This window comes from Teichococcus aestuarii, assembly GCF_042651065.1.
In the GTDB taxonomy this organism is placed as follows: domain Bacteria; phylum Pseudomonadota; class Alphaproteobacteria; order Acetobacterales; family Acetobacteraceae; genus Pseudoroseomonas; species Pseudoroseomonas aestuarii.
On sequence record NZ_JBHSCH010000068.1, the window covers coordinates 1 to 22,862 of the forward strand.

Below are 22,862 nucleotides of genomic sequence, written 5' to 3' on the forward strand. Positions count from 1 at the left end.
GGCATAGGCCTGCGGCCAGTAGGAGGGATCGCCCAGCATCAGGAAGTGATGCGGAAACTGCGGCTGCGGGATCGGCCCCAGCAGCGGCCCGCCCTGGCCGCCGTTGTTGCTCTGACCAAAGAAGATGACGAGCACCAGCGGAGACACGCTATCCGCCAGCGTCTGCACCGCATACTGGTCGGCGAGCTGCACGACATCGTAGGCGCGGCCCGTGCTGTCCTGCACCGTGCCGACGATCAGCCGGGGGTTGCGGTGCCGGCGCACGTTGAAGGCCGCGATCTCGCGCATCGTTTCGGGCGGCAGGTAGGTGTCGGCCTGCAGGTCGTCGCGCGCATCCGGCGAGAGCCGCGCCTCGATCGTGGCGTCGTCGTGGATGCCAAGCGACACGCGCTCGTCCGGCGTGACGAAGCCCTGCGGGAACGACACCTGCATCGGCGCCAGCGGGACGCGGCGCATCCGGCTGTCGCCGATGTGCAGGCCGAGCCAGCCGCCCTCCTGCCAGCGGAGCGGCGCATGCCCCCACTGGTCTTCGACCAGCGGCAGCTCATCGTCGGCCACCGACATCGGCGCGAGCTGCTGTCCGTAGAGAAGGAGGGCAGCGACACCGGCCGTGCCATCATCCTCGCCGGAAATGAGCCATTTGCCGGCCTCGGTGCGCAGTCCCCAGGAATAGTCCTCCAGGCTCATCAGGTCGCCGCGCAGCAGCACGCCGGCCATGCCGAGGGTCAGGTCCTCACCGATGTCGAGCAGCGGCCGGCCGGCAGGGTCGGCGACCTCCCAGAGGTTGTCGGTGACCACATCGGGCGCGACCACGCCGAGCACGGGCAGGGCCCGCGCGGCGGTGCTGGTGCGCTGGGCCTCGGCCAGGGCAAACGCCTTCTTCTGCCGCTCCGTGTCGCCCGTCCGCACCGGCAGGCCGTCCTGGAGGCGATAGACGCCTTCCTCCGGCCCGATGGTGAAGACCACCCCCAGCGCGCCCTCGCCAGCCCCTGCGGCGGTCCAGGCCGCCACCAGGGCCGCCACAGATGTTCTCTGCGGCGCCGCGTTCTGCACCACGGCATCAGTGCTCTCGGCGGCCGTTTCCGCACGCCGCCGCTCGCTTTCCGCATCCGCCGCGCGCTGGTCGGCTATCAGTGCGCTGCCGGCTGCCGCATCGACAAAGGGCTGCGCCAGCGGCGGCAGGGCCCGCTCCACTGCCCCCGGCACCAGCTCAGGCACCAGCTGCTCCACACGCTGGTCCGCCTGGTCCTGCGCGTCCTGCCGCAGCCGGGTGACCAGCACGCGCCGCGGCGCGCCCTCGGCTCCCTCGGCGCCCAGCAGTGTCAGCGCGCCCAGATCCTCCGCAGGCGGCAGCTCGCCGATGCGCAGGCCCGTGACCAGCCCACCATTGCCCGTGACCAGGGCGCTGCCCGGCTCGGCCATCCAGACCGCGCCCTCCGGCGCCACGTCGGCGCCTGGTTCAGCGACCACATCGAATGCCACCCAGCCGGTCTGGCGCTGGGGGCTGGTGCACGCGAGCCGCACGGCCCAGGAGCCCGTATCCTGGACCTCCAACGCACCCAGCCAAGTCTGCTCCGTTGTCGACCAGACGGCCGATATCTCCAGCTGAACACCGTCCGGCCGGCGCCAGAGCCAGGTTACACCCTCGCCCTGCACAGGCGTGCCGTCACGCAGCAGCACCTGGCCGCGCACGGAGACGGTCTGCCCCGGGTAATAGCGCCGTGTCTGCGCCGCGCTCAGACGCGCGCGCACCTCCACGGCGGGGATCGTGCCCGACATGCTGCACTCCAGATTTTCAGGGAGGGGCGGAGCCCCGGAATCAGAGGGCCGCGGCGGCCCGGTAGATTTCGTCCACCTCGGCCGGGCTCAGCGGCACCAGCGCGGCGAGATCGGTAATCAGCCGGCTGCTGCGGTCATAAGCAGTGCCGTACTCCCATTCGATCTGGACCGGCACCGGCGCCGCGTCCACCACCTCCTGCACCCGAGCCAGCAGGCCTCGCGCATGGAGTTCGAGGCGCGCCTGGCGCGGCGAGATGGAGGGAGGGACCGGCACCAGCGGAGCCGTCCCGATCGCCGCCAGAGCCGCTTCCAGCACCTCCTGCGTTACGCCATCCACGAACAGTCGCCCCTCCGCATACCAGCGGCGCTCCGCTTCCGGCGCGCCAGCCGCCTCGGCGATGGCAACCAAGTTGGCCTCCGCCGGCACTTCTATTGATGCGGTCATTGCAACCTCACGAGCGTGAAATTCGACTGCGCATTGCCACCTGCATTGAGCGCGGCGCCGCTGTCCTGGGTGATGTTCGTGGAGACCACCTGCCCGGCCGCGAGCCCACCAATCCACGTCACCGTGTTGTTGACCGTAAAGGTCACTGCCGACTTGCGATCAATCGCCACAGACGGGCCAGCAACCGTAATCCGCACGACACGCTGCCCGTTCGCCGACCCGACCCACTCGAGGTTCAGCACCGCCATGTAGAGACCGTTCTCCGGAGCGGTGAACCCGAAGAACGGACCGCCGCCGGCCGGAACCGCGCCGAGCGTGTCGCCGGCCTTGACGTTCCAGCTCATGGCGGAGCCAGTGTTGTTCGGGATCGAAACCTGCGCGTTGCTCTGCAGCTGCGCGTACCGCAGATCGCCAAGAAACTGCGGCACGATTTTCCCGCCGCCGTCGAGATACGGCACGCGGCTGGACGGCAGGTCATTGTAGACAACGCAGGAGCCGGTAAAGTTCAGCCGGGCCAGCGTTCGTGCGGAATTACCCAGCACTGTCGTGCGCGAGAGGATGTTGGGTGTGCCAGCCGCCAGCGTGCCGATCCCCCACTCGCGCAGCGCGCCGGCCTTGATGACGTAGTAGCACTGATCACCATCGGAGAAGGTCTGCGTGCCGATGAAGGCCCTGCCCTCATCCGTCGGCCCCAACAGCTGCACGGCAACCGCCGTGCCCGGGCCGTTCGCCTTCTCGGCGACAGCATCTTTCAGCATCACAGCCGCTCCATGATTTGCGCGCGCCAGGTGCGGTACTGCGCCGCCATGTCCAGGTATCCGATGCCGCTGGCGGTCTGCAGCAGGCCCAGCACGGCCTCGCGCGATGGCTGCCCCTCGATGAACGGCACGAAGGCAATGTTGGCGCCCGTGTCGGCGACCCGCATCATCTCAGCCACCGAGGCCAGCAGCTCGGCCGAGGGGATCGAGGTGAAGGCGATATCCCAACCGCGCTGGCGATATCGCTGCGTGACGTAATGCTGCCCACCCCGCGTCTGCACCGCGTCGCGCGCCGGCTGGACAAGCCACGCGGTGTCGGCCGCGAGGTTGGGCGCCGGCTGGTAGGCGGGCCCCGCATAGGCCAGCCCCACCGAGAGGAAGGGATCAGGGTTGCTGCCATTGTTGAGGCTGCACTGGCAGTAACGGCCAGTCACCTCAGCCGGAGCGATCACCACCGACTGCTGATAGCCAGGCAGCGAGCCGGCGTTGCGCCAGCCGCTGTCGTAGCTGGGCGAGGACAGGTCGGCGTTGTTAGAGACGATCCACCGCACCAGTGCATTCTGGTTCAGGTTCGTCGCGGCCAGCATGAACAGCCGCCAGATCGCGGCCGTGTCGCCGGTATCGATCACGAACGAGGCCGAGCGCGCCCCGCTGGCCGTGCGCCACTGGTTGGTTACATCCGCATGAGGGGTCGCCAGATTGCTCACCGGCAGCGAGGCCACCTGGCTGGTGGCCGTGAGCACGCCGGAGAGCAACCAGTTCCGGTATCCGAACAGCGCCGCCATCAGACCAGCACCTGCAGCGTCGAGGTGGCCGAGCCGGTGCGGATCTGCTCGCCGACCACGCGCCCCAGGCGGCCGGCGCGCAGGTCGCCGAACGGATAGGTCAGCCGCACCACATCGCCGATATCGTGTCGCATCCCGATCTCCAGTGGCACGGTCACGTCGTAGAGGCGGCGCCGCGTGCCCCACAGCGCGCTGATCTCGTCCGCCAAAGCCTCGGCATTGGCCTGCACCAGCAGCGCGGTGCTGATGATGTCGGGATCCGAGGGCCGGGCCTGCGCGGCGGCCACGGTGGCCGAGAACCGGGCCGCCACCTGCCACTCCTGCCCGGCGATCTGCACCTGCGCCGGCGTCAGGAGCGGCGAAAGTCCCGTGCGCTGGACCGTATGCAAGCGGCGGTAGCCAACCCGCCAGCGCGCTGCCGGCGGGTCCAGCGGCGCGCCCAGGCTGTTTGGCCGCAGATCGGCAATCGTCGCCGGGGTAAGCTCGCCGGCCGGCGTGGCATCCTCCGCCAGCGCCCCGAAGATCACCGGGGCCAGGCGTCCATCCCTTCGAGGCAGCAGGCGGGCCCCGAGGCCGCGCAGGAACGGCCCGATGGCGGCCACGCCGTCCGCTCCGTCGCCACTCGGCCAGTGCCAGCCCGACACCCAGGCGCGGCTGGTCAGTGTCGTGAAGGCAGACACGTCGACGTAATCGGCCGAGAGCTGAAGATCCTCGGTCAGGATGTAGCGGAGCTGGTTGGGGCCGAAGTTAATCTGGCCGGCGACCGGGAAGGCACCGGTGACATCGGCCGTGATCACCCCCACCGCGTCGCTGCCGAGCTGCACCAGGCCGCGGCTGTTGTCGGTGCGGTAAGCGCCTTCCGGCGTGCTGCCGGAATACAGGTCCGCGGTGTCGCCGGCATTGATGTTGAAGCGCGCAGCATTCTCGTAAAGGTTGATCACGGTCCCTGCCGCATCGGTGTACTGGTAGATCCGGGCCACCGGATCGATCAGCAGCAGCGCGACGGAGCGGACCGGGTTCAGGCTGGAGCCACCTCGCGTGCGCGGCAGCGTCTGCCCGGCAATCCCGGCATGGCCGTCATAGCCACCCGTGCCGCCATAGACCTGCTGCTGGTAGGGCCGCTCGAGCCAGTAGCGGGCATCTCGCAGTGGAATGTCCAGGCTGGCCTCGCTCAGCGTCCAGGACTGCGCCAGGCCGGTGAACAGCGGCCGAAGGCTGGAGTAGGCCGGCTCCTGCAGGATGCCCCGTGCCGCATCGCGCGGCTTGACGCCGTAGAGGATGCGCGCCAGCCGCGCATCGGCGCTGTAGTCGGTGCTGATGTCGTCAAAGGCGCCATCCGCGTTGCTCAGCCGGATCGCGCCGACCGAGAGAGAGGTGACCGTCTCGCCCGGCGCCAGCGCCAGGTGCCGGTCGATCGAGATGGCCTCCACCAGCCGCGGCGGATACAGCGCGTTGTCCAGCGACGCCGCCACGTAGCCGATGTCACTGGCGCGCAGGGTGATGCTGCTCTCCGCCGGGCCGCTCTCCGGCTCGATCTCCAGCCACGGCCGGGTCAGCCAGCCATACTCCGCGCCGCTGCTGCTCCCCGGCTGGTAGGCCGTGATCTCGGCTGAGAAGAACGGAACGCTCATCGGCCGACTGCCAGCTTCGCGTTGAGCATCTGCGTCTCTCGGGCCTGGGAGTTGACCGCGTTCAGCAGCGCCTGCAGGTGGTCGGCCAGTACCGTGGTCTGGTTATCCGTGCTCCGCTGCAGCGCCTGGAAGCCGCTGGTGAGGGTAGCCGGCGAGATCCCGCCCACCTGCCCCAACACGTTCTGCACCCTGCCATAGGCCTGCGCGTAACCCTCGGTGCTGCCGTAGAGAGCGCGGCTGGCCGAGAGGTAGGTCTGCGCATAGCCCTGCAGGCTGGACAGGCTATTGGCGTCGCCGGCGATGGCCGCCCCGCTGACCGCATTGAACTGCTGCTGCGCCGTAGCGAAGCGGTCCTGCGCCGACAGGGGAGAATCAGGGCCGACAGCCAGGGAGCGGCTGTAATCCGCAAGGCTCTGGATGACACTGCCCGCCGAGGCGGCTGCGGCCTGCTCGGCGGCCAGCAGTTCCTGCGCGCCGCGCTCGGCGATATTCTTCCGCTCCCACCAGAGGGTATCCTCCAGCAGCCGCATCTGGCCCAGATAGGCGTCGCCCACGACGCCCAGATTGTCGAGCTCCGCCTTCAGGGATTCGCGCTGCTGCTGCGCCTGCAGGTCGAAATTGAGCAGATCGGCGCCGGCCTGGTCGCCCATGGCCGCACGCTGCCGGGCATAGATGCCCTGCCCCGTCAGGCTGTAGGTACGGTCGCGGGCGGCAATCAGGTCGGCGATGGCCTGAGCCTGGCGCGAGGCGAGCCCCTCCACGGCCAGGCCCAGTTCCTGCGCCTTGGCAGTGGCCGCGGCATAGGTCGTGTTCAGCGCATCGATCTGCTGCTGGAAGGCGGAGACAACCGGGGTGGTGCTGGACAGGGGCTCGTAGACGCTCTTCACCCAGTCCACGTCCGCGAAGGCTTGATCAAGGCTGGCGGCCGCGCCCTTGGCGATTTCGCCCGCGATGACCTGCATCACGGCCTCGCTGCCGCCGGTAATGCTGGACAGCACCACCCGCGTCAGCTCGGCCTGATCCGCCGCCGCCAAGTCCGCGTCGCTGCCCTGGTGCGTCTGCGCCACGGCCATGCCGCCCGTGCCGCGCAGGCTCAAGCCGCGCGTCGCCAGCGCGGCGTTGACGCCGCCGAGGCTCTGCTGCGTGGCCGCGATGCCCTCGGAGGCACTCATCCCCTTGGCTCGGCTGCCCAGCACCACCAGCTGGCCGGACTCATCGATGCCGATTTGAACGGAGGAGGCCGGCCGGGCTGGATCTTGCCCGAACATCCCGCCCAACAGGTTTCCGGCCAGGCCGCCTACGATGGTGCCGACGCCGGGCAGGATCATTGTCCCCAGCGCCGCGCCCCCGACACCCAGGCCTGCCTGGGCATAGTTGCCGCTCATCAGCCCGGGAAGCGCGGCGCCGGCGATGCCCAGCACATTGCTGAACGAGCTGAACCCGCCCAGCGCCGAGCCGCCGTTCCACAGGCCAGCGGCAGGAGCCGCCATGGTGGTTGTAGTGGCCTGCGTAAGGCCGGCCACAGCGTTGGGGTCAGCGCCGGCCAGCCCCGCCGCCGTGCTGACTGGCGTGGAACCCCCAGAGAAGCCCAGGAAGCCAAGGTTCGACGCGCCCCAGGCATCCAGACCGCTGCTGATGGAGCCGCTGCCGAAGGCGTTCCAGAGGCTCGAGCCGGTGCTGGCCATGCTCAGCATGCTGCTGGCACCCCCACTTGAGCCGGCCCCCGAAAGAGCGGCCGCGGTGCTGCTGGCCGTGGCCCGCCCGCCGCCGAACAGGGCGTTGAGCGCTGGGTTCAGCACCGCCATCCGCAGGGCGTACTGCACGATCTCCGAGAGCACCGCCTTGGCAATGGAGCCGAAGTTGATGGCCTTGGCGCTGCCCTGAGCGAACGCCTCGGTGATGGCCGAGCCGATGCGGTCGAAGGCCTGCTCGCCGACGCGGGCGAGTTCGTCCATGGAGTTGCGAAGCTGGGTGTTGCGGGCCTCGAGATCAAAAGTGCGCTGGACATTATCGAGGCGCTGCCGGCTCGCCTCGCTGTCAAGCTTGCCGCCCTCGTTAACGATCCTCTGCCGCTCTTTGATTGCGGCGAGTTCCCTCTCCCGCTGATCGGCAGTGACTCCTACAAGTCGCCCCTCCGCCTCCAGGATCTCCAACTGGTCCCTCTGGTCACGGAGCGCCGTTGCCTCTCGCCGCGCCTGCTCAGACCCAGCAAGCTGATCCAAGGCTGCCTTGATGCGGTTTACTGCGATCTCGTACTCGCGAGAGCCCGCCGTACCGTATTTCAGTGCCTCTACTAGGGCGCGGTTCTGATTGATCGCCTCCTGCGTGGCGGCAGCCGTTCCCGACATGGTATCCGCCGCCACCTGCTCTGCCTCAGCCTGCTGCCCGAGGGTCACCAGGTAGTCAGTGAGCTCGCCATTGAGCCGGCTCTGCACCGCAGCGCGTGCCGCGGCGATCTGAGCGGAGCTCGCCCCGCCGTCGGCGCGCGTTGCTTCCTTCAGTGCTGCCTCGGCCTGGGCGAGCTCGCGCGCCGCGCCGGCGGCAAAGCGCATCAGGTCCGCCTGCTGCTGGAGCGCCCGGATGTTGTCATTGGCCGCATCGGGCGAGTTCTGGTTCAGACCGCTGCGCTCGCCAGGGACGTTGCGGATGGCGCCAGGGCTCAGGACGCTTGGCTGAGCCACCACCTCCGCCGCCTCCAGCCCGAAAAAGCGTCCCACAGCAGAGTTACGAGTCAGCCGAACAAGCTCATTGAGCTTCTCGATCAGGTTTGCAACCTTATCGATGATCCAGGCAAGTGCGCGGGCCAACGCTCCGCCCAGGGTCTCGGCAAGGCTCTTCGCTGCATTCCACGCTGGCGTCAGGGCCTCGGTCAGGCGTTCCCAAGCCCTGCCCAGTTCGGTAGAGGGACCAGCCGCCCCTTCCGTTTGGCGCCGAACAGCCTCCAGCACCCGCGCAAATGCGCCGGCGCGGTCTCCAGTGCGCTGCAGGCGCTCGATCTGCCTGAGCAAGCTGCGCTCCATGCCTGGAAACTGCTCTTCGTTCAGCTCCTTGGCGACCGCGGCCGGATCTCGCATCGCTTTTGCGAGCTTCGAAGCCGCTTCTGCAGCATCTGTCCCCATGACGCGGGCCAGGTCTTCGGCCGTGCGCGTCAGGAGGACCAGATCTTGCGAGGAGCCACCGAATTGACGCGGGCCGGCAAGGATACGGGCAACGTCGGTTCTATCCTCTCGGCTAAGAGTGGAACCGATGCCATTTAGACCAGCTTCAGTTGCCACTTGCGCCATGCGATCATAGTCGGTGCGGGTCGCGCGCAGGCGGTCAGCCAACCGATCGAGCCTTCGCTCGGCACCCTCGCTCACCACAATCAGAGCGCCGATGCTCGCGGTCAGGCCCGCGACCGCAATCGTCGTCGTGCCGACAGTCGCCGCCACAGCCGCCATTGTGGCCCGCACGCCGCCGAAAACCTGAGTGATCTGCGGCCCCTGCTGGGTCAGGATCATCATCGCCGGCATACCACCAGCAATCGACGTGAAGATGTCGTTCAACTGCGGCGTCAGCTGGCTCATCTGCTGCGCCGTGATGCGGCTCGAGTGACCCAGCTTGACGGTGGCCTCATCCAGGCCGCCGAAGGCACGCTTCGCCGCCACCACATCCGCCTCTGCCCGCGCCACGCGCTGCTGCAGGCCGGCCAAAGTGCGGGCGGCCTGCTCCTGACCGGCCCCGTTTACAGCCACAGATGAGGCGAGCGTGGTCTGCGCGGCGGCGAGATCGCGCTGAGCCCGCTCCAACTGGCGGGTGGCTCGGGTGACGGGATCGTACTGGTTGGCAAGCTGACTGGCGGACTTGGAGGCGCGGGTCACGGCCTGTTCGTTCGAGACGACAGCCGCCGTGTTCTCTTTCAGCGCGCGCGAGGCCGCATTGGCTGCGGCGGTAACCTGGTCCTCGTACCGGGCGCGATAGACGGCCTCGGTGACTTGAGCCACAGTCGCCATATATCACCCCCACCTGTTCGCTTGGAACAAACGCCGGACATGAAACTGATCTACAAAATCGGCGTCGGAATTTGCGCCGTTCTCGCGGCAGGCTTCTTCTTGCAAGAGAAGCCCGCTAAGCCAGACCAAGCCTTTGTTGCCGATGCCCACCGCCTCATCCGAGAACGGATATCCGGAGATGAGATGGGTATTGGCCAAAGTGCTGTTTTTACTCGCTCTGAGATAGTGCAGGCCAAGGAAGGCGAGGCAGCAGTCTGCGGGGTGGTTCGTTTCAAACGGGACGGACGGCCTTCAGAGGTGGAGTCCCGCTACTGGGTAGGAGGAGTTCGGCGGCGCGATCAGACATGGGCCTTCGCCGTCAATGCTGTAGAAACAGCCGCAAAATCCGATCAGGCCTGGCAAAGTAAGCAGAGATTTTGCCCTAGAAATGTCGTTCCCTGGTTCTGGGAACACTGATGCTATCTATCGGACGCTGATCGCCACAGCGGGGTACTCCAGAAGCCGGCCCGCCCTCGGTCCCGTCCAGGCATGCTCCGCGCCCGGGAAGCGGACTGTGTAGAGCCGGCGAGCGGTGACCATGTTCCCGAAGCGCCGCCGCACTGCCGCTGCTGCGTCATCCATGATGCCGGCGGGGACGCTGAAGCGAAGGCGCCTGGCGCCGACCAGTTGGACATCGACCTTCCGGGCGTATGGCTGCCGGTTGAAGATGATCAGCTCCTTCGCCCCCTCGACCTTGGCGGGATCGAAGCTGCGCGGGCTGATCAGCCGGCCATCCACCGAGAACCAGAAGCTGTCCTGGTAGGTGCCCGTCTTGCGCGGCGCGCGTTGCCGCAGGAACGCCCAGGCGAAGGCGGCGATTTCGCCCATGTACTGGAACTGGTAGGCGATGACGCCACCCGGCCTCACTGTGACCTCGGGCGCGCCCCGAATTCCATCCACAAAGCGGTCGTACTGCGGACTGGCTCGGCGGCTGGCGACCAGCTCCGCCACGCCCTTCCGCGCCGTTTCGGCCAGGATCCGGCTCTGTTCCTGCGGCGAGGCATGGCGACTGATGAACACCTCGGTGGTTCGCTGAAAGGCCTTGGCGCTCATAGCTTGGCCCTCTCCGCAGACCAGGCGAGGTACTCGCCGTCCATGGCCTGGATGCACTGGTCCAGCATCTCGGCCCGGTCGGGCCCGTAGCCATGCACCTCGGCCCATCGCCGCACCGCTGTCCAAGGGATGGCCGCAGGCCGGGAGCGGATCAGCGTGCCGCCCATCCCGGCCGAGATGCCTTCGACGATGTACTGGCGCTCATCGGTGAGGCGGTGCCAGGCGCGCCAGATCCAGATGAGCCAGTCCGGGATCTCCGGCGCCTCGGGGCGTTCCTCGGGCTCCAGATCGGCCAGCAGCCCGCCGAAGCGCCCCCACTCCAGGCTGGAGCGGAGCGCCGCCTTCAGTTTCCCACCGCCTCCTCCAGATCGCCCTGGCGCACCTGGCCAACCTGCGATGCCGCCCGGTAGCAGGCCAGCAGCAGCTCATCATAGTCCGGGTCCAGCAGCATCTGCTTGAACTGTTCCAGCGTGACCGCCGTGCCGTCGCCGTGCTGCAGGTTGCGTACGTCGAGGATGACGTAGCGCAGCAGCAGCTCGGTGTTGATGTCGCGCTTGATCTTGACCGGGATGCGGTCCTGGCCGTGCCAGGAGGCGGCGGCGCGACGCAGCTTCTGCGCCTGCGCATCGAGGTACTCGTCCGTGAAGCCCCGGGTGAGGATCTCCAGATCGTCGTATTCCTCGCCGGGCTTGATCCACTCGCCCTCGCGGATGGCAGCGCTGTTCTTCCGGAACTTGGTGATCTTGGCCATGGGGTCTCCTGCGGGTGAGATGCGGGGCTGCGGGAGGTGAGGCCGGGGCGCCCCGCAGCGACCCCGGCCTCTTCGCGCGGCGGCGCCGCGGCACCGCCGCGCGATCAGGGCGCGGCGGGGATGCGCTCGATCATCAGAGTGCCGTCCGTCGCGTCGGGGTTCCCCTCCAGCGTGAAGCTGGCCATGACAGGGCTGTTCGGGCCGCCGGCCACGATGCTGGGGTTCATGATCGAGGCCTTGGGCAGGGTGAAGCGGTAGGCGTTGCTCGCCACGTCCACCGTGCGCCAGCTCAACGCACCCTGCGTCTCGCTCTTGAACCGCTCATAGAGCGCAAAGGTGCGGAAGTAGGTCTCTAGCGTGCCGCCGACCAGCAGCGAACCCATGCGCGCGCCGGAGGCGGCGGAGGAACCCAGCCCGTAATCCGCCGCCGCGCCCTCCCGCCCGATGTTGAGGGTGATGGCGTTCACCACGGTGTCCAGCGCCGCGCCGTCCAGCTGGATGTCGCGCACACCGGTCACCGGATCCATCACGCGGTTGGCGTTGGCGGGGGTGTAGGTGGCTGGCGTCGAGGCAGTGGTGGTGGACGAGAGCTCTTCCTTGGAAGCAATGGTGAAGGCGCCGCCGAGAAACTGGCCGCGCGCCATGTTCAGCGTGCCGCCGGTCAGGAAGCTGCCGGGGTAGCGCAGGAACAGCGCGGCGCCGAACTTCTTCTCCAGGGTGAAGCTCTTGAAGACCGTGCCGGCCTTCAGGACATCGGTGGCCCATTCGCCGCCCAGCAGCGCCGACAGGATGTCGTCATAGGTGCCGTAGGACAGGACGAAGTTGAGGCTGCCGCCGGCCGATTCCTCCTGCGTGATCGCCTCGGAGGCCTGCATGTCCGGCCGAATTTCGTTCGAACGGGCCCGGCTCTTGCTGCCGCTCAGGCTCTCGCCCGTGTAGCGCAGCTGCTTGTACTGGCCCGTCGCCGGGACGCCCCAGGCGGATTCCTGCAGGTAGGCGAGCTGCGCGGCGCTGGTTTCCACGCCCGCCTGGTAGTTCGTTGTCGCGACCATCGGTCAGGCTCCAAGAAAAAGGGCGCCTCGAGGGCGCCCGTTCGGGTCACAGAGAGGCCGATGGCCCCGGTGGGTCAGCCCTTGGCGTCCGCCGCCGGCTTGGGCTCGCTCTTGGGCTTGTCCTCGGCGAGCGTGGCGCGCTGGCCGCCGACCAGCACGGGGGTGAACTGCGGAGCCGGTGTCTGCTCCCCCGCTTTCTTCCCGTCTTCACCGTGGATGACGAAGGTCTTCGGCTTCTCGGCCATGGTCAGATGTCCTGGTAGGAGTAGGAGATGCGGAGGGTGAGCGGCACCCAGTTGCCGTCCTCATCCGGGCCGCCCTGGGGATCCATGATGGCGCTGCGGTAGATCACCGGCCCCTCCTTCACCCCCCTGAAGAGGTTGGCCAGGGCCTTGCGGGCCAACAGGCCCGGGCGGATGCCGGCGGTGGCCGGGAGCATGACGTGCACCTCCACCGTGCCCGTTTCCTCCCAGATGCCGCCTTCAATCTCATAGGGCTCCGACAGGTCGCCGCGGATGGAGACAGCGATCCAGAGGTTGGCCACGCCGCCATCCGGGCTGAACGGCGCCGGTTCCTGGAACTGCTCATTCGGCCAGGCCACCGAAAGGCCGAGCTGCGCCGCGCCAAGCTCGATCCGCGCCCGGGCGTCGTCCCAGACCTGGGGTGAGCTCATCCGCGCACCCAGAGGCTCCAGCCGGCCAGCGCCGCGCCGTCATAGATCGGCGTGGCGGCCTGCAGCGTGACCTGACGCCCCATATCCAGTGCATCGTGGAGGCGCGGCGGCCAGGGCCACTCGGCGGCAGCGATCTCGTCATGCAGGATCTCCACCTGCTGATCTCCCTGCTGGATGGGCCCCTCCACCTCGCCTGGCCGGAAAGGCCGCGCGAAGCCGGTCAGGACCACATTCCGCTGCGGCTGGCCGGCCGAGGCGCGGCGGATCAGGGTCATCGTCCGTCCCCGCGTCCGGATCATATGGCGGCGGTTCTCGGTGTGGCTCATCTCAGGCAACCGAGTAGCGGATGTAGCGGGTCAGGCGCTCCGCGATGTGCTGCGGCATGCCGCCCGCCCCGGAGCGGTAGTCGGTGTAGCTCTCCATCCCCACTCCCTCCGTGCTGCGCGAGCGCAGCTGCGGATCGCGGATCTGCGCGTGGCGCTGGGCGCTGATCAGCATGAGGCAGGCCTCTTCGACGTTCTGCGGCAGGGTCCGGCCGGATTCCTCGGGCAGCACCCATCCGGCCCAGTACTCGGCCACCACCGTGCCGCCCCACCACCATGACTCCGGCAGGCCGCCCCGCAAGCGCGTGATGCAGCCGCTCTCGGCATCCAGGTAATACTGGTCCTGGGGCAGCGCCTGGCCGTCCACCGTCAGGCTGACGATGGTGGCCGGCAGCCGCGCGAGCTGCGGATCGCCGCCCAGGTAGCCCGGCGCCCGGATGATCTGCCGCAGCCGCTCACGCCCGAAGCGGCGCTCGCAGAAGTCGGCGATCGACAGCGAGGCCGCGTCCACCCACTCCTCCACCTGCACGTCGCTGATCGCCTCGCCGACCTCCAGCCGCTCGCGCACGGCGGAGGGCGTGGTCAGCCGATGGCTGGTGGCCGGCGTGACGACGATCAGCATCCGCTCAGCCCTTGGTGGGCTTGCCGGGGCGGCTCGGGATGAAGGACGGCTGGTCCTCCCCACCCTTCGCGTCCGCCTTCTCCTCCGGCTTGGCCTGCGGCATCGTCTGTGTGGTCAGGCCAGGGGCGGCGTTGGCCGTCGTCTCGCCGGTCGGCTCCGCCTTCATACCGGCCGGGCTGGCAGCGGCCGGCGGATCGGTCACGCCGAGGGTGGGATTCACCGCCTTGACGCCGGGCGCCAGGCTGGGCGTCAGCGGCTGCAGCGCGTCCTCAGGCAGCGGCTCCAGGGCCGTGCTGGCGTCACCGGCCGTCATCACCTGCGCCGTCAGCACGCTGACCGTGGCCGGGGAAACCTCGGCCGGGGCGATGGCACGCAGAGGCACCAGCGGCTCATCCGGCCTCGGATCCGGGCCGAGGCCCTTGCGGATGCCGGCCACGGCGTAGCCCTGGCGGACCAGGGCATCGGCCACATCGTCATCGAAGCTGGCGTGCTCGCCGGGATTGTAGAGGGTGCCGACGCGAGCCGACACCTGGAAGGTGACTTTCTTCACAGCGCTATCCTTCGCGGAAATGGGGGGGATCGGCGGGCGGGGCGCTTACGCGCCCCACTTCACGCCCTGCAGCACCGCGATGGCGCGGTCGTACCGAACGCCCGTGTCGTGGTGCTCGATCACGCGGATGAGGGTCTCATCCGTCTGGAAGGCGCTGCGCACCGTGCCGTCGCCGTCCACGTAGGTGGCGACATCGGACGCCGCGATGGTCAGGCGCATCTCGTCACCGATCACCATCTGCGCCCAGTCGGCGAAGTAGATCTCCGACTCATTGGTGCCGGTTCCCAGGTTGTCGGGCACCGAGGTGGTGGCCGTGAAGGGATACATGCCAATGCGGCCCTGCGCGATCTCAGGGAACACCTTGTTGCCGTTCGCGTCCGTCAGGTTCTCCAGGAAGATCGCCGTCCGGTGACTGACGATGTAGCCCACCCGCGTCATCGGGATGTTGGAGTTCAGCAGGCGCAGGCGGAGCGCGGCCAGATCGTTCCGGACAATCTGGATGATGGCGGCGGCGGTGGAGTCGGCCGGGATCGCCGTGGCGGTGAACTTGTTGGCGGCCGCGGCGAGGTAGAGGGCGCCCGTCGGGGCCGTGGCGCTGCCGACACCGCGCAGGAACTGCTGATCCTCCGTCACCGCGACGCTCTCGCGCAGATCCTCGCGCACCATCTCGTCCACCTGGCGCGAAGAGCGGCGCAGCAGTTCGTTGGTGATCGGCACGATGGCGGCCAGCTTCTTGGCCGACAGGGTCATGTTGCCGACCTGCAGATCGGTGAGGGGGATGTTCTGCCGCTCGCCGATGTACGAGGCCGAGGTGCCGGCGGTCTTCTTGCGGGTGGTCAGGTTGCCACCCGGCAGCGGGATCTCCCGCGCCCCCATGCGGCGCACCGCCACGGCCGGGCGAAGCAGGTCGATGAAGTCGCTGGCGTAGCGGGTGTCGACCAGGAAGCCGCCCTTCACGGCGGTGGACTGCTCCATGTTGCCGACGATGTTGCCGAAGTCGCTGCCCCAGCGCTCCTCCGCGATGGCGGCGGCCTGGCGCTGGTCCATGTCGCCGAGGATCAGCGCCTGCGTGATGCGGGCGAAGGCGAAGCCCGGCTCCAGCTTCTCCTCCGGCGCGGCCCAGGTGCTGGCGCCCAGCGGACGGCCGCCCGGCAGGCCGGGGAGCGGCGCGACGGGGCGCGCCGCGGCGGCGCGGCGGCGCTCATTGTCCACCTCGCGCTGGATGCTCGCCGTGAAGCGGTCATCCTGCGCCTGCAGGCGGTCATATTCGGCCTGTTCCTCGGCCGTCAGGTCGCGGCCATTGTCGGCATGCGCGGCGGCCAGGATGGCCTCCATCGCGTCCAGGTTGGTGGCCTGTGCGGCCCGGAGGGCGGTGATACGGTCCATGGTTCAGAGGCTCCGTGCGCGGCGCTGCCGCATGTCGTGTTCGCGCTCAGCCAGCGCGCGGCTGCCACCCGCCGGAGCGGCGGGCCGGCTCAAGCGGGCGAGAGTGGCTTCCAGGCTATCCAGACGGTCGGCCATGCCGGCCTTGACGGCGGCCTTGCCGGCCAGCAGGCCGCCACGGCCGAAATCCTCCAGCACCGTCTCGCGGGTGGTCTTCCGGCCCGCCGCGACGGTCGCGACGAACTCGCGCTCCAAGCTATCCACCAGGGCCTGTATGACCTGGCGCCCCTCCGGTGTGGCGGGGTTCGGACGCTTGTTCTCGGCGTTGGAACTGACCACGTCGTGCGTCCGCCGCCCGGAGGCGTCGGGCCCCTCCTGGCGAGACAGGCTGGACAGCACGCCGATGGAGCCGACCACCGAGAGCGGGTCCATGACGATCTCGCCGGCCTGGCTGATCATCCAGTAGGCGGCCGAGGCGCCAGCCCCCGCCACATAGGCCGTCACCGGCTTGCGCGCGCTGGCAATCAGCTCGCAGGCCGCGCCCAGCTCGGAGCTGACGACACCGCCCGGGCTGTCCACCACCAGCAGGATCTGGTTGACCGCCTCGCTGCGCTCCGCCGCCCGGAAGTCGGCCGCCCAGGTGTCCAGGCTGGTGCCGCCGGAGGAGAGCGACATGGACGCCGCGCGAGGGAAGATCGGGCCGAACAGCGGCAGGCTGGCCACGCCATTGCGGATCATGCCGCGCCGTGTGCCCTCCAGCGGGCTGCCCATGGCGGCAATCGCCTGCAGGTTCGCTTCGTGCCGCTCTGCGTGGCCGTCCACCCGCAGCGCCTCCAGCGAGGGCGCCTCCAGGAAGCGGACCGCCACAGCCTCAATCGCCTCCATGTACTCGGGCAGGATGGCCCAGGGCTGCGCCCGGATGGCCGCCAGCAGGGCTTGGGACATGGTCAGGCCTCCTGGCGCGGCTCGGAGCCGCGCGCGATGGGATCGGTGCCGCTGATGTGCATGTTGGCGGGGCGCCAGCGCTCTGCGCCGGCCCGGCCGCCGACGCGGTTGAGGTTCTCGCGGTCGCGAATCTCGTCGGCGCTGACCACGCCGGTCTCGCGCTGGATGCGGTACGCCTCCCAGCGGCTCTTCAGGTCGCCCTTGACCAGGGCATCCACCAGGAACTCGAAGTAGCAGCCGGGCGCGGCGAAGGCCTTGGTGGCCGCCTGCGCGACGCGCTCATAGTGCGGGCCCAGGTGGTAGGTGACGAACTCCAGAGACTGCTGCTCGATGTTGGAGAACGTCGCCTTGGACAGCTCGAAGAGCAGGTGCGGCGGCACACCCCAGATCCGCGCCACCTCCACCACCTGGAACACGCGTGTATCTAGGAACTGGCTCTTCTCATTGTCGTGCGACATGAACTGGGGCTTGAGGTTGTGATCCAGCACGGCGGTGCCATGCGCCCGGCTCGCCCCGGCGTGCAGCGCATCCCAGTCGCGCCGTATCTCACCCTTGGTCTCACGGGGCACCTTCTGGTCCGTGGTCAGCACCACGGCCGGCTTGGCGTCATTGGACCAGAACCGGGCGGCGTACTCGCCCGTGGACAGCGCCGCGCCGAAGGCGTCGCGCATGAATGTCACGGGGTTCAGCCCGACCAGGCCGCGCCCCATCCCGGCCACATGCCACAGATCCCGGCTGGCAAAGCGCTCCCGGCTGCCATCGGGCAGCGTCGCGTCGAAGAACAGCGAGATGCCCTCGCTCCGGTCGAAGTACTCGGCCGGCGCCAGGCTGTTCGGGTCCACCCGGCTGAGCGCGGTCGGCACCTGCAGGCGGTTGCGGGAGACGTAGGCGCCGAAGTTCCCGGTCAGCAGCAGGTCGCCCAGCAGCAGCTCCTTGAAGGCGAATGCGGTCTGCACCTGGTTGGGGCTGGAATGGAACAGCGCGTGCAGCGGATCGCCCTTGGCCCGCTCCCGGCCGTTCTCGGTCTCGCGGTAGTAATGCAGCGGCGTCATGGCGAAGACACCGCACAGCACGCGCAGCGCCTGCATCGCCGCCGGCAGTGTTAGCACATCGCTTTCCGACACGCGCCGGCCGGAAGAGCTCGGCCGGCCGAAGGAGCTGACCAGCCACTGCTCCGGGTGATGCACATTGCTGTCCGGTGGCCCTGCCGCCAGGGCGGGCGCCGGCTCCGCGCCGGCAGAGGCTGGCTCGGCGTCCGCCACCCGAACAGGCGGCAGCACCGGCTCCACGCGCTCGCGCGCGGGCGACGCCGCGCCCGTGAACGGGGCGGCCAGACGCTGCAGGAGGCCCATCTACATCCCCGTGTATTCGAATTGCTCTTCGGCGGGCGCGCTCATCGATCCGCCCACCGCCATGATGGCCGCCACGATGCCGTCGATCTTTGGCGCAGCATCACCCACACCCTTCTTTGTCGGCTTGATGTTGCCCGCCGCGTCTGGTCCCTCGATCGCGACATTCTGGGCCATCCACTTGGCGATCGGGTGGTTGCCGTGCTCCATCATCTCGCCAAGCACCATCCGCTCGAACTCGCGGCTCGGGGCGTTCATGCTGGCGAAGCCCTGGCCGAACTTCTCAACGTTGATGTCGTGCTTGTCGCGCAGATCGATGGAGAGCTGCGTCGCGTTGTACCGGTCGAAACCGAGCCACTGCACATCGAACGCCTCGGCGTCCTGCTTGATGGCCTTCTCCACAAAGGCGTAGTCCACCACGTTGCCGCTGGTCAGCACCAACGAGCCATCCTCGTGGAACGCCTCGTACCGCGCCCGCCGCCGTAGCGGCTGGCCAGCCACGGTCGCGGATGGCAGCCAGAACCGCCACAGGAAGGTGGCGCGCTCCACACCAGGCTGCGGCGGAAACAGCCAGCTCAGCGCGGTCAGGTCGCGGCTGATGGACAGGTCCAGCCCGCCGTAGCAGCGCTTGCCGCGCATGCGGCCGAACAGCTCGCGCCACAGATCCGGGTTGTGCCGGTCGGCGGTGCAGGCGTTCCAGCTGTCCATGGGCAGCCACCGCGTGGTCTGCTCCGTCCACATGTTCAGGTGGAAGCGCTTGAAGTCGTTCTCCGCCCGGGGGGAGCGGGCTGCCTTCTCAGCCTCCTTCCGCATGTAGTCGGCCTTGACCGAGATCCCGTAATTCGGATTGGCCGCCCGCCAGGTCGCCTCCAGCTTCCAGTCGGCATTCTCAGGCGCGGCCCAGATCACCGGCAGGAACGTGGGGTCCACCACCTCGCCGGCCAGGATCGCCACGGCCAGCTCGTGCTGCTCCCAGGCATAGCCCTGCCCCGCCACTCCGGCCGTGGTGATGTAGATCTCCAGCGGCTGGCGACGCGCGGCGGTGCCCTTGTGCACCACGTCCGCCACTTCGCCGCTGGTCCACTCGTGCACCTCGTCGCCGATGGCGCCGGAGGGACTGAACCCGTGCTTGCTCCCCGACCCGCCGCCGGCCAGCGGCTTGAAGGCGGCCGAGAGCTGCGGACAGAAGATGCTGGTCTTCAGCACCTCCAGATGGCGCTGCAGCTCCGGGTTCAGGCTGATCATCGTGCCCGCTTTGCTGAACACGATCTTGGCCTGATCCTTGTCCACGGCCATGGAGTAGATCTGGCCGCCGAACTCGGCATCCCCCAGCAGCATCAGCACCGCGAGGCCGGCGGCGAGCTCCGTCTTCCCGTTCTTGCGGGGCACTTCGATCCAGACCTGCCGGATCAGACGCGTGCCGTCCGCGCGCTTCCACCCGAAGATCGGCCGCACGATCCGGTCGCGCTGCCAGGGCTGGAGGCGGAAGGCATGGCCAGCCCACTCCGCCTCCGTGTGGCGGATGTAGCGCTCGAAGAAGTCGCAGGCGGCCTGCGCGGCCGCCTCATCCCACCACGCGCCATACTGCTCACCCCCGAGCGGCATCGGGGGCGGCGGCAACGTCTGCAGCATGGGCGGCGGGTTAGTTCAGCCGCTGGGGCGTGTTCAGGAAGCCCATCGGTGAGGCAGCCACCGGCGGCTCCGGCGCCGCGCTCTGCTCCGGCTGCTTCTCCGCGTTCGGCGCCGCAAGCGGCAGCTGTGGCTGATGCTGCGCGAGGCGCATCATGATCTGCTGGCGCGCCGCCGGGTTCAGGCCGAAGCGGTCCTCGAGGCTCTCGAGCCTCTTGGCCAGCCGCTCCTGCACCACGAACAGCGGATGGATGCGCTCCAGCGTCCCGTGCGCCGAGGCGGAGGTGTAGGTCTCGCCCTTCGCGTGCAGGTCTTCCGTGACCTTGTAGTACCGGGTCAGCGCGGAGCAGTAGCGCGCGAAGGCGTGCACGTCCGTGGCGCGGAGGAAGTTCATGCGCTCGAGATCCGGCGCCAGCCGGGCCCAGATCTCGCGCGCCGCATCGTCCAGGCGCGTCGGCGGGACCACGCCACTGGTGGACTGCGGCGGCTGGGCAGGCGTTTTCCGGCGCTTGCCAGGATTGCCCTTCAGCTCCTGCAGCCCGGCCGGGTCAGGTCGCCTCCCCATTGCGCATCAGGGGCTTAGCCCCCCTCCCTCGAAAAAAGATTTCGGAATATCGCGGCCACACAAGAATGACCCCAACACGGTCCGGCCGCCCAAACCCCTCAGGGATTTGACCCCCCCTACCCCCGGCCGCCACTGCGACCGAAGCCCTGATCGCGGGCCGTCCGGGCGGAGTGGCAGGGCTGGCAGAGGACGCGGAGGTTGGTTCGATCCAGGCGGCGCTCCGGCGCCAGGCGCACCGAGACGATGTGATCCACGTTCAGGCGCTCCCGGCTGCCGCACCCTGGAGCCTCGCAGCACGGGCGTTCACGCAGAACCTCGGCGCGGAGGCGTTCCCACTGTGCGTCATAGCCGCGCTGCCGGGCCGAGCCGCGAGCGCGGTCATACTCCCGCGCGGTGGCCTTCCTCGGCAGCCAGGACGGGCGGTGGGTCGGGGGATCAATCGGCATGGACACCCCCAAACGCATTGCGCCCGGGCGGCTGTGGAGCCATCCGGGCGCAAATAGAAGCAATATCGAATTGGTAGGTCGAAACCGGCCGAAGCGTCAAGCGGCCTCCTCCGATTCCCAGCCAGCGATCAGGCAATAGCGCCACAGCGAGCGCTGGATGCTCTCGATGACGGTCCTGCGGTGCAGCCCCAGAGCGCCGGCCACCTGGTCCGGGCCATAGCTCTCGAAGCAGACGGCGGCCGTGACGGTGAACAGCGTGTAGGGCGAGCGCCGGCTGACCCGCTGCTCCTGCGCCCAGCGCTTCCAGGGCAAGAAGCGATGGTTGAGCGCAGGCAGCAGGCACACCGGGATGTCGGGCGCCTGGCCGCCGCTGATCGTCTCGCCGTAGCGGTTCTGCGCCAGGGCTGGGCCGCCGCCGGCGATGGCCTCCATGACTCGGCCGATCTCATGGCCGGCTTGGTGCTGCATCTTGCGGATGTGGCCCCGTTCCAGCAGCAAGTGCAGGGGCGTCTGGAGCTTCAGCCGCATGCGCGGCTTCTCCTCCTCCGGCGCCGCAGCGGAGCGGGTGATGCCGCGCAGCTCAGCGGCCGCCGCCAGCAGCGCATCGCGCAGGCTGTCGCTCATCACGAAGACCTGCCCGGCCCGCACGGCGCCGGCGCCCTCCGTCAGGCCGCGGGCATCGGGCGCCGGCAGGGGACGGCCATTGATCAGCAGCGTCAGTGCCATGGTCAGTCCTCCGGAATGTGGGTCAGGCCGCGCGGCTGGGCCGGGGGCCCTTGCCGCTTTGCGCGTAGGCGATCATGCGGGCGCGGTAATCGTCCTCCGCCATGCTCTGCAGCAGCTCGTCGCCGCCGGCGGGCTTGGCCGCCCGCTGCTGCATCGTGCGCTGCACCGCGCCGTCGAAATACTTGAAGGTGTGGATCCCGGCGCCGGAGTAGCCCTTGCGAGCGGCGACCGCGCGCACCGCCTGGCGGATCATGTCGGGGGTGGCGCCCTGGCTCAGCCAACCGCGCACCCAGCTGAAATCGTACCCGCCGCTCACCGCGTTCATTCCGGCGATCTCGGCCAACTCGTGGCCCAGCGAAACCGAGGCCGCAGCCTCGCGCGCGGTACTACCAACCTCTTTAGAAGAGGAAGTAGTAGTAACCGCGCGCGAGCTTTCCCGGATTGGTTCCGCGTCGGTTTCTTGGGTTTCGGATCTGCCGCCCGTGACCGGCAGCATGAGGTTGCCCTGGCGGCGCGCCAGAGCCTCCTCCTTGCTCTCGCCCTTGCGGGGCCGGCCGCCGTTTTTCCCATTGTTCCTGGCCGCTTCCGCCTTGGCGCTCTCGGCGCGGTAGGTGGCGGAGAGGATCGCGTTCGCCTCGCGGTCCAGCTCGATCAGGCCGAGGCGCGCGAAGGTTTCCAGGTGGGTTTCCACGTCGGTTTCCGAGATGGGTTCCGAGATGGAAACCAGACGGGAAACCGACGCGAAAACCGAACCGAGAAAGCACACCCTGCCGGGTGTCGGAGACGCCAGCAGCAGTTCCACAAGCTCGACCCAAAAGCCCTTCAGGGCGCGGGGCAGCAGTCGGAAATTCGGGTCCGCCATGGCGGTCTGGATCAGGTCGGGCTTGCGGCGCGGCATGGCTCTTACTCCGCCGGGTGGTCTTGATCGTCGTGGAACCAGGTCAGGCCGGCGCTCCAGCGCAGGCGCACGATCCCGGTGGGCCCCTGACGTTGCTTGTGGATGATCAGCTCGGCCTTGCCGGCGGAGCGGTCCACCGCATCCAGCCAGGCCATCTCGCGCGCCGAGAAATCCTCGGCCGTCTCATTGTCTTTCTTCGCCGGGGGATTCTTGGCGAGGTAGTAGTGTTCGCGGTGCAGGAAGGCGACCACATCGGCGTCCTGTTCCAGGCTGCCAGAGTCGCGCAGGTCGGAGAGCTGGGGCCGCTTGCCCTCTCGCTTCTCATTCTCACGACTGAGCTGTGACAGGGCGACCACCGGCACACCCAACTCTTTCGCCATGGCCTTCAGGCCCCGGCTGATCTCGCTGACCGCCTCGTTGCGCGACTGGCGCGCCGCGGCGTCGCTGGCCTTGAGCAGGCCGAGATAG

25 protein-coding genes are annotated in these 22,862 nt (G+C 68.8%); 1 reads left to right on the top strand and 24 read right to left on the bottom strand.

From position 1 onward, the window contains the following. The 6 genes from ACFOY6_RS19855 to ACFOY6_RS19880 form a co-directional block, all read right to left on the bottom strand. Positions 1-1,779: hypothetical protein (locus ACFOY6_RS19855; RefSeq protein ID WP_379652029.1), on the bottom strand; the 1,779-nt coding region annotated here is incomplete at its 3' end. Positions 1,780-1,819: 40 nt separating this feature from the next. Continuing rightward, on the bottom strand, positions 1,820-2,188 hold the full coding sequence (locus ACFOY6_RS19860; RefSeq protein WP_379640634.1) for a hypothetical protein: 369 nt from the start codon (positions 2,186-2,188) through the stop codon (positions 1,820-1,822). Between the two features lie 32 nt (positions 2,189-2,220). Beyond that, complete coding sequence (locus ACFOY6_RS19865) at positions 2,221-2,982, bottom strand: hypothetical protein (RefSeq protein ID WP_379640633.1); 762 nt, start codon at positions 2,980-2,982, stop codon at positions 2,221-2,223. Continuing rightward, positions 2,982-3,767: a hypothetical protein gene (locus ACFOY6_RS19870; protein ID WP_379652030.1), complete on the bottom strand. Its 786-nt coding sequence runs from the start codon at positions 3,765-3,767 to the stop codon at positions 2,982-2,984. The genes ACFOY6_RS19865 and ACFOY6_RS19870 overlap by 1 nt, the downstream gene beginning before the upstream one ends. Next, complete coding sequence (locus tag ACFOY6_RS19875; RefSeq protein ID WP_379652031.1) at positions 3,767-5,398, bottom strand: hypothetical protein; 1,632 nt, start codon at positions 5,396-5,398, stop codon at positions 3,767-3,769. Before ACFOY6_RS19875 ends, ACFOY6_RS19870 begins: the two co-directional genes overlap by 1 nt. Then, positions 5,395-9,390: a phage tail length tape measure family protein gene (locus ACFOY6_RS19880; protein WP_379652032.1), complete on the bottom strand. Its 3,996-nt coding sequence runs from the start codon at positions 9,388-9,390 to the stop codon at positions 5,395-5,397. The genes ACFOY6_RS19875 and ACFOY6_RS19880 overlap by 4 nt, the downstream gene beginning before the upstream one ends. A 39-nt stretch (positions 9,391-9,429) precedes the next feature. Here ACFOY6_RS19880 and ACFOY6_RS19885 point away from each other — a divergent pair, with 39 nt between their 5' ends. Next, on the top strand, positions 9,430-9,846 hold the full coding sequence (locus ACFOY6_RS19885; protein ID WP_379640627.1) for a hypothetical protein: 417 nt from the start codon (positions 9,430-9,432) through the stop codon (positions 9,844-9,846). A 6-nt stretch (positions 9,847-9,852) separates the two neighbouring features. On the opposite strand, the gene ACFOY6_RS19890 is transcribed toward ACFOY6_RS19885, so the two are convergent. The 18 genes from ACFOY6_RS19890 to ACFOY6_RS19970 form a co-directional block, all read right to left on the bottom strand. After that, complete coding sequence (locus ACFOY6_RS19890) at positions 9,853-10,482, bottom strand: hypothetical protein (protein ID WP_379652033.1); 630 nt, start codon at positions 10,480-10,482, stop codon at positions 9,853-9,855. Continuing rightward, a complete protein-coding gene (locus tag ACFOY6_RS24405; protein WP_456316949.1) occupies positions 10,479-10,895 on the bottom strand; it encodes a phage tail assembly chaperone in 417 nt (138 codons plus the stop codon). The genes ACFOY6_RS19890 and ACFOY6_RS24405 overlap by 4 nt, the downstream gene beginning before the upstream one ends. Next, a complete protein-coding gene (locus tag ACFOY6_RS19895) occupies positions 10,826-11,233 on the bottom strand; it encodes a hypothetical protein (protein WP_379652034.1) in 408 nt (135 codons plus the stop codon). Before ACFOY6_RS19895 ends, ACFOY6_RS24405 begins: the two co-directional genes overlap by 70 nt. Positions 11,234-11,337: 104 nt before the next feature. Further along, the gene (locus ACFOY6_RS19900; protein ID WP_379640624.1) at positions 11,338-12,285 is read right to left on the bottom strand and encodes a phage tail tube protein; all 948 of its coding nucleotides are present in this window, start codon (positions 12,283-12,285) and stop codon (positions 11,338-11,340) included. A 74-nt stretch (positions 12,286-12,359) separates the two neighbouring features. Further along, positions 12,360-12,530 (bottom strand): hypothetical protein, encoded by a 171-nt coding sequence (locus tag ACFOY6_RS19905; protein WP_379640623.1) that lies wholly within the window; start codon positions 12,528-12,530, stop codon positions 12,360-12,362. A gap of 2 nt (positions 12,531-12,532) precedes the next feature. Beyond that, positions 12,533-12,958 (bottom strand): phage tail terminator-like protein, encoded by a 426-nt coding sequence (locus tag ACFOY6_RS19910; RefSeq protein ID WP_379652035.1) that lies wholly within the window; start codon positions 12,956-12,958, stop codon positions 12,533-12,535. Beyond that, complete coding sequence (locus tag ACFOY6_RS19915) at positions 12,955-13,233, bottom strand: hypothetical protein (protein WP_379640621.1); 279 nt, start codon at positions 13,231-13,233, stop codon at positions 12,955-12,957. Before ACFOY6_RS19915 ends, ACFOY6_RS19910 begins: the two co-directional genes overlap by 4 nt. A gap of 52 nt (positions 13,234-13,285) precedes the next feature. Next, complete coding sequence (locus ACFOY6_RS19920; RefSeq protein WP_379652036.1) at positions 13,286-13,903, bottom strand: hypothetical protein; 618 nt, start codon at positions 13,901-13,903, stop codon at positions 13,286-13,288. Between the two features lie 4 nt (positions 13,904-13,907). Beyond that, positions 13,908-14,453: a hypothetical protein gene (locus ACFOY6_RS19925; RefSeq protein WP_379652037.1), complete on the bottom strand. Its 546-nt coding sequence runs from the start codon at positions 14,451-14,453 to the stop codon at positions 13,908-13,910. A gap of 45 nt (positions 14,454-14,498) precedes the next feature. After that, entirely contained in the window at positions 14,499-15,839 is a 1,341-nt protein-coding gene (locus ACFOY6_RS19930; protein WP_379640616.1) for a phage major capsid protein, read from the bottom strand. Positions 15,840-15,842: 3 nt separating this feature from the next. Next, positions 15,843-16,781: a S49 family peptidase gene (locus ACFOY6_RS19935; RefSeq protein ID WP_379640615.1), complete on the bottom strand. Its 939-nt coding sequence runs from the start codon at positions 16,779-16,781 to the stop codon at positions 15,843-15,845. Between the two features lie 2 nt (positions 16,782-16,783). Beyond that, complete coding sequence (locus tag ACFOY6_RS19940; protein ID WP_379652038.1) at positions 16,784-18,133, bottom strand: phage portal protein; 1,350 nt, start codon at positions 18,131-18,133, stop codon at positions 16,784-16,786. Next, a complete protein-coding gene (locus tag ACFOY6_RS19945; protein WP_379652039.1) occupies positions 18,134-19,762 on the bottom strand; it encodes a terminase large subunit in 1,629 nt (542 codons plus the stop codon). Between the two features lie 10 nt (positions 19,763-19,772). After that, a complete protein-coding gene (locus tag ACFOY6_RS19950; RefSeq protein ID WP_379640611.1) occupies positions 19,773-20,225 on the bottom strand; it encodes a phage terminase small subunit P27 family in 453 nt (150 codons plus the stop codon). 215 nt (positions 20,226-20,440) lie between these two features. Then, positions 20,441-20,788 carry an HNH endonuclease signature motif containing protein gene (locus ACFOY6_RS19955; RefSeq protein ID WP_379652040.1) on the bottom strand — a complete coding sequence of 116 codons (348 nt, stop codon included), beginning with the start codon at positions 20,786-20,788 and terminating at the stop codon, positions 20,441-20,443. A 78-nt stretch (positions 20,789-20,866) separates the two neighbouring features. After that, positions 20,867-21,496, bottom strand: a complete 630-nt coding sequence (locus tag ACFOY6_RS19960) for a hypothetical protein (RefSeq protein WP_379652041.1) — start codon at positions 21,494-21,496, stop codon at positions 20,867-20,869. A gap of 22 nt (positions 21,497-21,518) precedes the next feature. Continuing rightward, the gene (locus ACFOY6_RS19965; protein WP_379640609.1) at positions 21,519-22,394 is read right to left on the bottom strand and encodes a hypothetical protein; all 876 of its coding nucleotides are present in this window, start codon (positions 22,392-22,394) and stop codon (positions 21,519-21,521) included. Between the two features lie 5 nt (positions 22,395-22,399). After that, the coding region (locus ACFOY6_RS19970; RefSeq protein ID WP_379652042.1) for a DnaB-like helicase C-terminal domain-containing protein at positions 22,400-22,862 on the bottom strand (463 nt) is incomplete at its 5' end.

Excerpts from the sequence above, each read along its gene's own strand:
- ACFOY6_RS19865 (WP_379640633.1), bottom strand. The coding sequence starts at position 2,982 with ATGCTGAAAGATGCTGTCGCCGAGAAGGCGAACGGCCCGGGCACGGCG.
- ACFOY6_RS19870 (WP_379652030.1), bottom strand. The coding sequence starts at position 3,767 with ATGGCGGCGCTGTTCGGATACCGGAACTGGTTGCTCTCCGGCGTGCTC.
- ACFOY6_RS19875 (WP_379652031.1), bottom strand. The coding sequence starts at position 5,398 with ATGAGCGTTCCGTTCTTCTCAGCCGAGATCACGGCCTACCAGCCGGGG.
- ACFOY6_RS19880 (WP_379652032.1), bottom strand. The coding sequence starts at position 9,390 with ATGGCGACTGTGGCTCAAGTCACCGAGGCCGTCTATCGCGCCCGGTAC.
- ACFOY6_RS19885 (WP_379640627.1), top strand. The coding sequence starts at position 9,430 with ATGAAACTGATCTACAAAATCGGCGTCGGAATTTGCGCCGTTCTCGCG.
- ACFOY6_RS19890 (WP_379652033.1), bottom strand. The coding sequence starts at position 10,482 with ATGAGCGCCAAGGCCTTTCAGCGAACCACCGAGGTGTTCATCAGTCGC.
- ACFOY6_RS19895 (WP_379652034.1), bottom strand. The coding sequence starts at position 11,233 with ATGGCCAAGATCACCAAGTTCCGGAAGAACAGCGCTGCCATCCGCGAG.
- ACFOY6_RS19900 (WP_379640624.1), bottom strand. The coding sequence starts at position 12,285 with ATGGTCGCGACAACGAACTACCAGGCGGGCGTGGAAACCAGCGCCGCG.
- ACFOY6_RS19905 (WP_379640623.1), bottom strand. The coding sequence starts at position 12,530 with ATGGCCGAGAAGCCGAAGACCTTCGTCATCCACGGTGAAGACGGGAAG.
- ACFOY6_RS19910 (WP_379652035.1), bottom strand. The coding sequence starts at position 12,958 with ATGAGCTCACCCCAGGTCTGGGACGACGCCCGGGCGCGGATCGAGCTT.
- ACFOY6_RS19915 (WP_379640621.1), bottom strand. The coding sequence starts at position 13,233 with ATGACCCTGATCCGCCGCGCCTCGGCCGGCCAGCCGCAGCGGAATGTG.
- ACFOY6_RS19920 (WP_379652036.1), bottom strand. The coding sequence starts at position 13,903 with ATGCTGATCGTCGTCACGCCGGCCACCAGCCATCGGCTGACCACGCCC.
- ACFOY6_RS19930 (WP_379640616.1), bottom strand. The coding sequence starts at position 15,839 with ATGGACCGTATCACCGCCCTCCGGGCCGCACAGGCCACCAACCTGGAC.
- ACFOY6_RS19935 (WP_379640615.1), bottom strand. The coding sequence starts at position 16,781 with ATGTCCCAAGCCCTGCTGGCGGCCATCCGGGCGCAGCCCTGGGCCATC.
- ACFOY6_RS19940 (WP_379652038.1), bottom strand. The coding sequence starts at position 18,133 with ATGGGCCTCCTGCAGCGTCTGGCCGCCCCGTTCACGGGCGCGGCGTCG.
- ACFOY6_RS19945 (WP_379652039.1), bottom strand. The coding sequence starts at position 19,762 with ATGCTGCAGACGTTGCCGCCGCCCCCGATGCCGCTCGGGGGTGAGCAG.
- ACFOY6_RS19955 (WP_379652040.1), bottom strand. The coding sequence starts at position 20,788 with ATGCGTTTGGGGGTGTCCATGCCGATTGATCCCCCGACCCACCGCCCG.
- ACFOY6_RS19960 (WP_379652041.1), bottom strand. The coding sequence starts at position 21,496 with ATGGCACTGACGCTGCTGATCAATGGCCGTCCCCTGCCGGCGCCCGAT.
- ACFOY6_RS19965 (WP_379640609.1), bottom strand. The coding sequence starts at position 22,394 with ATGCCGCGCCGCAAGCCCGACCTGATCCAGACCGCCATGGCGGACCCG.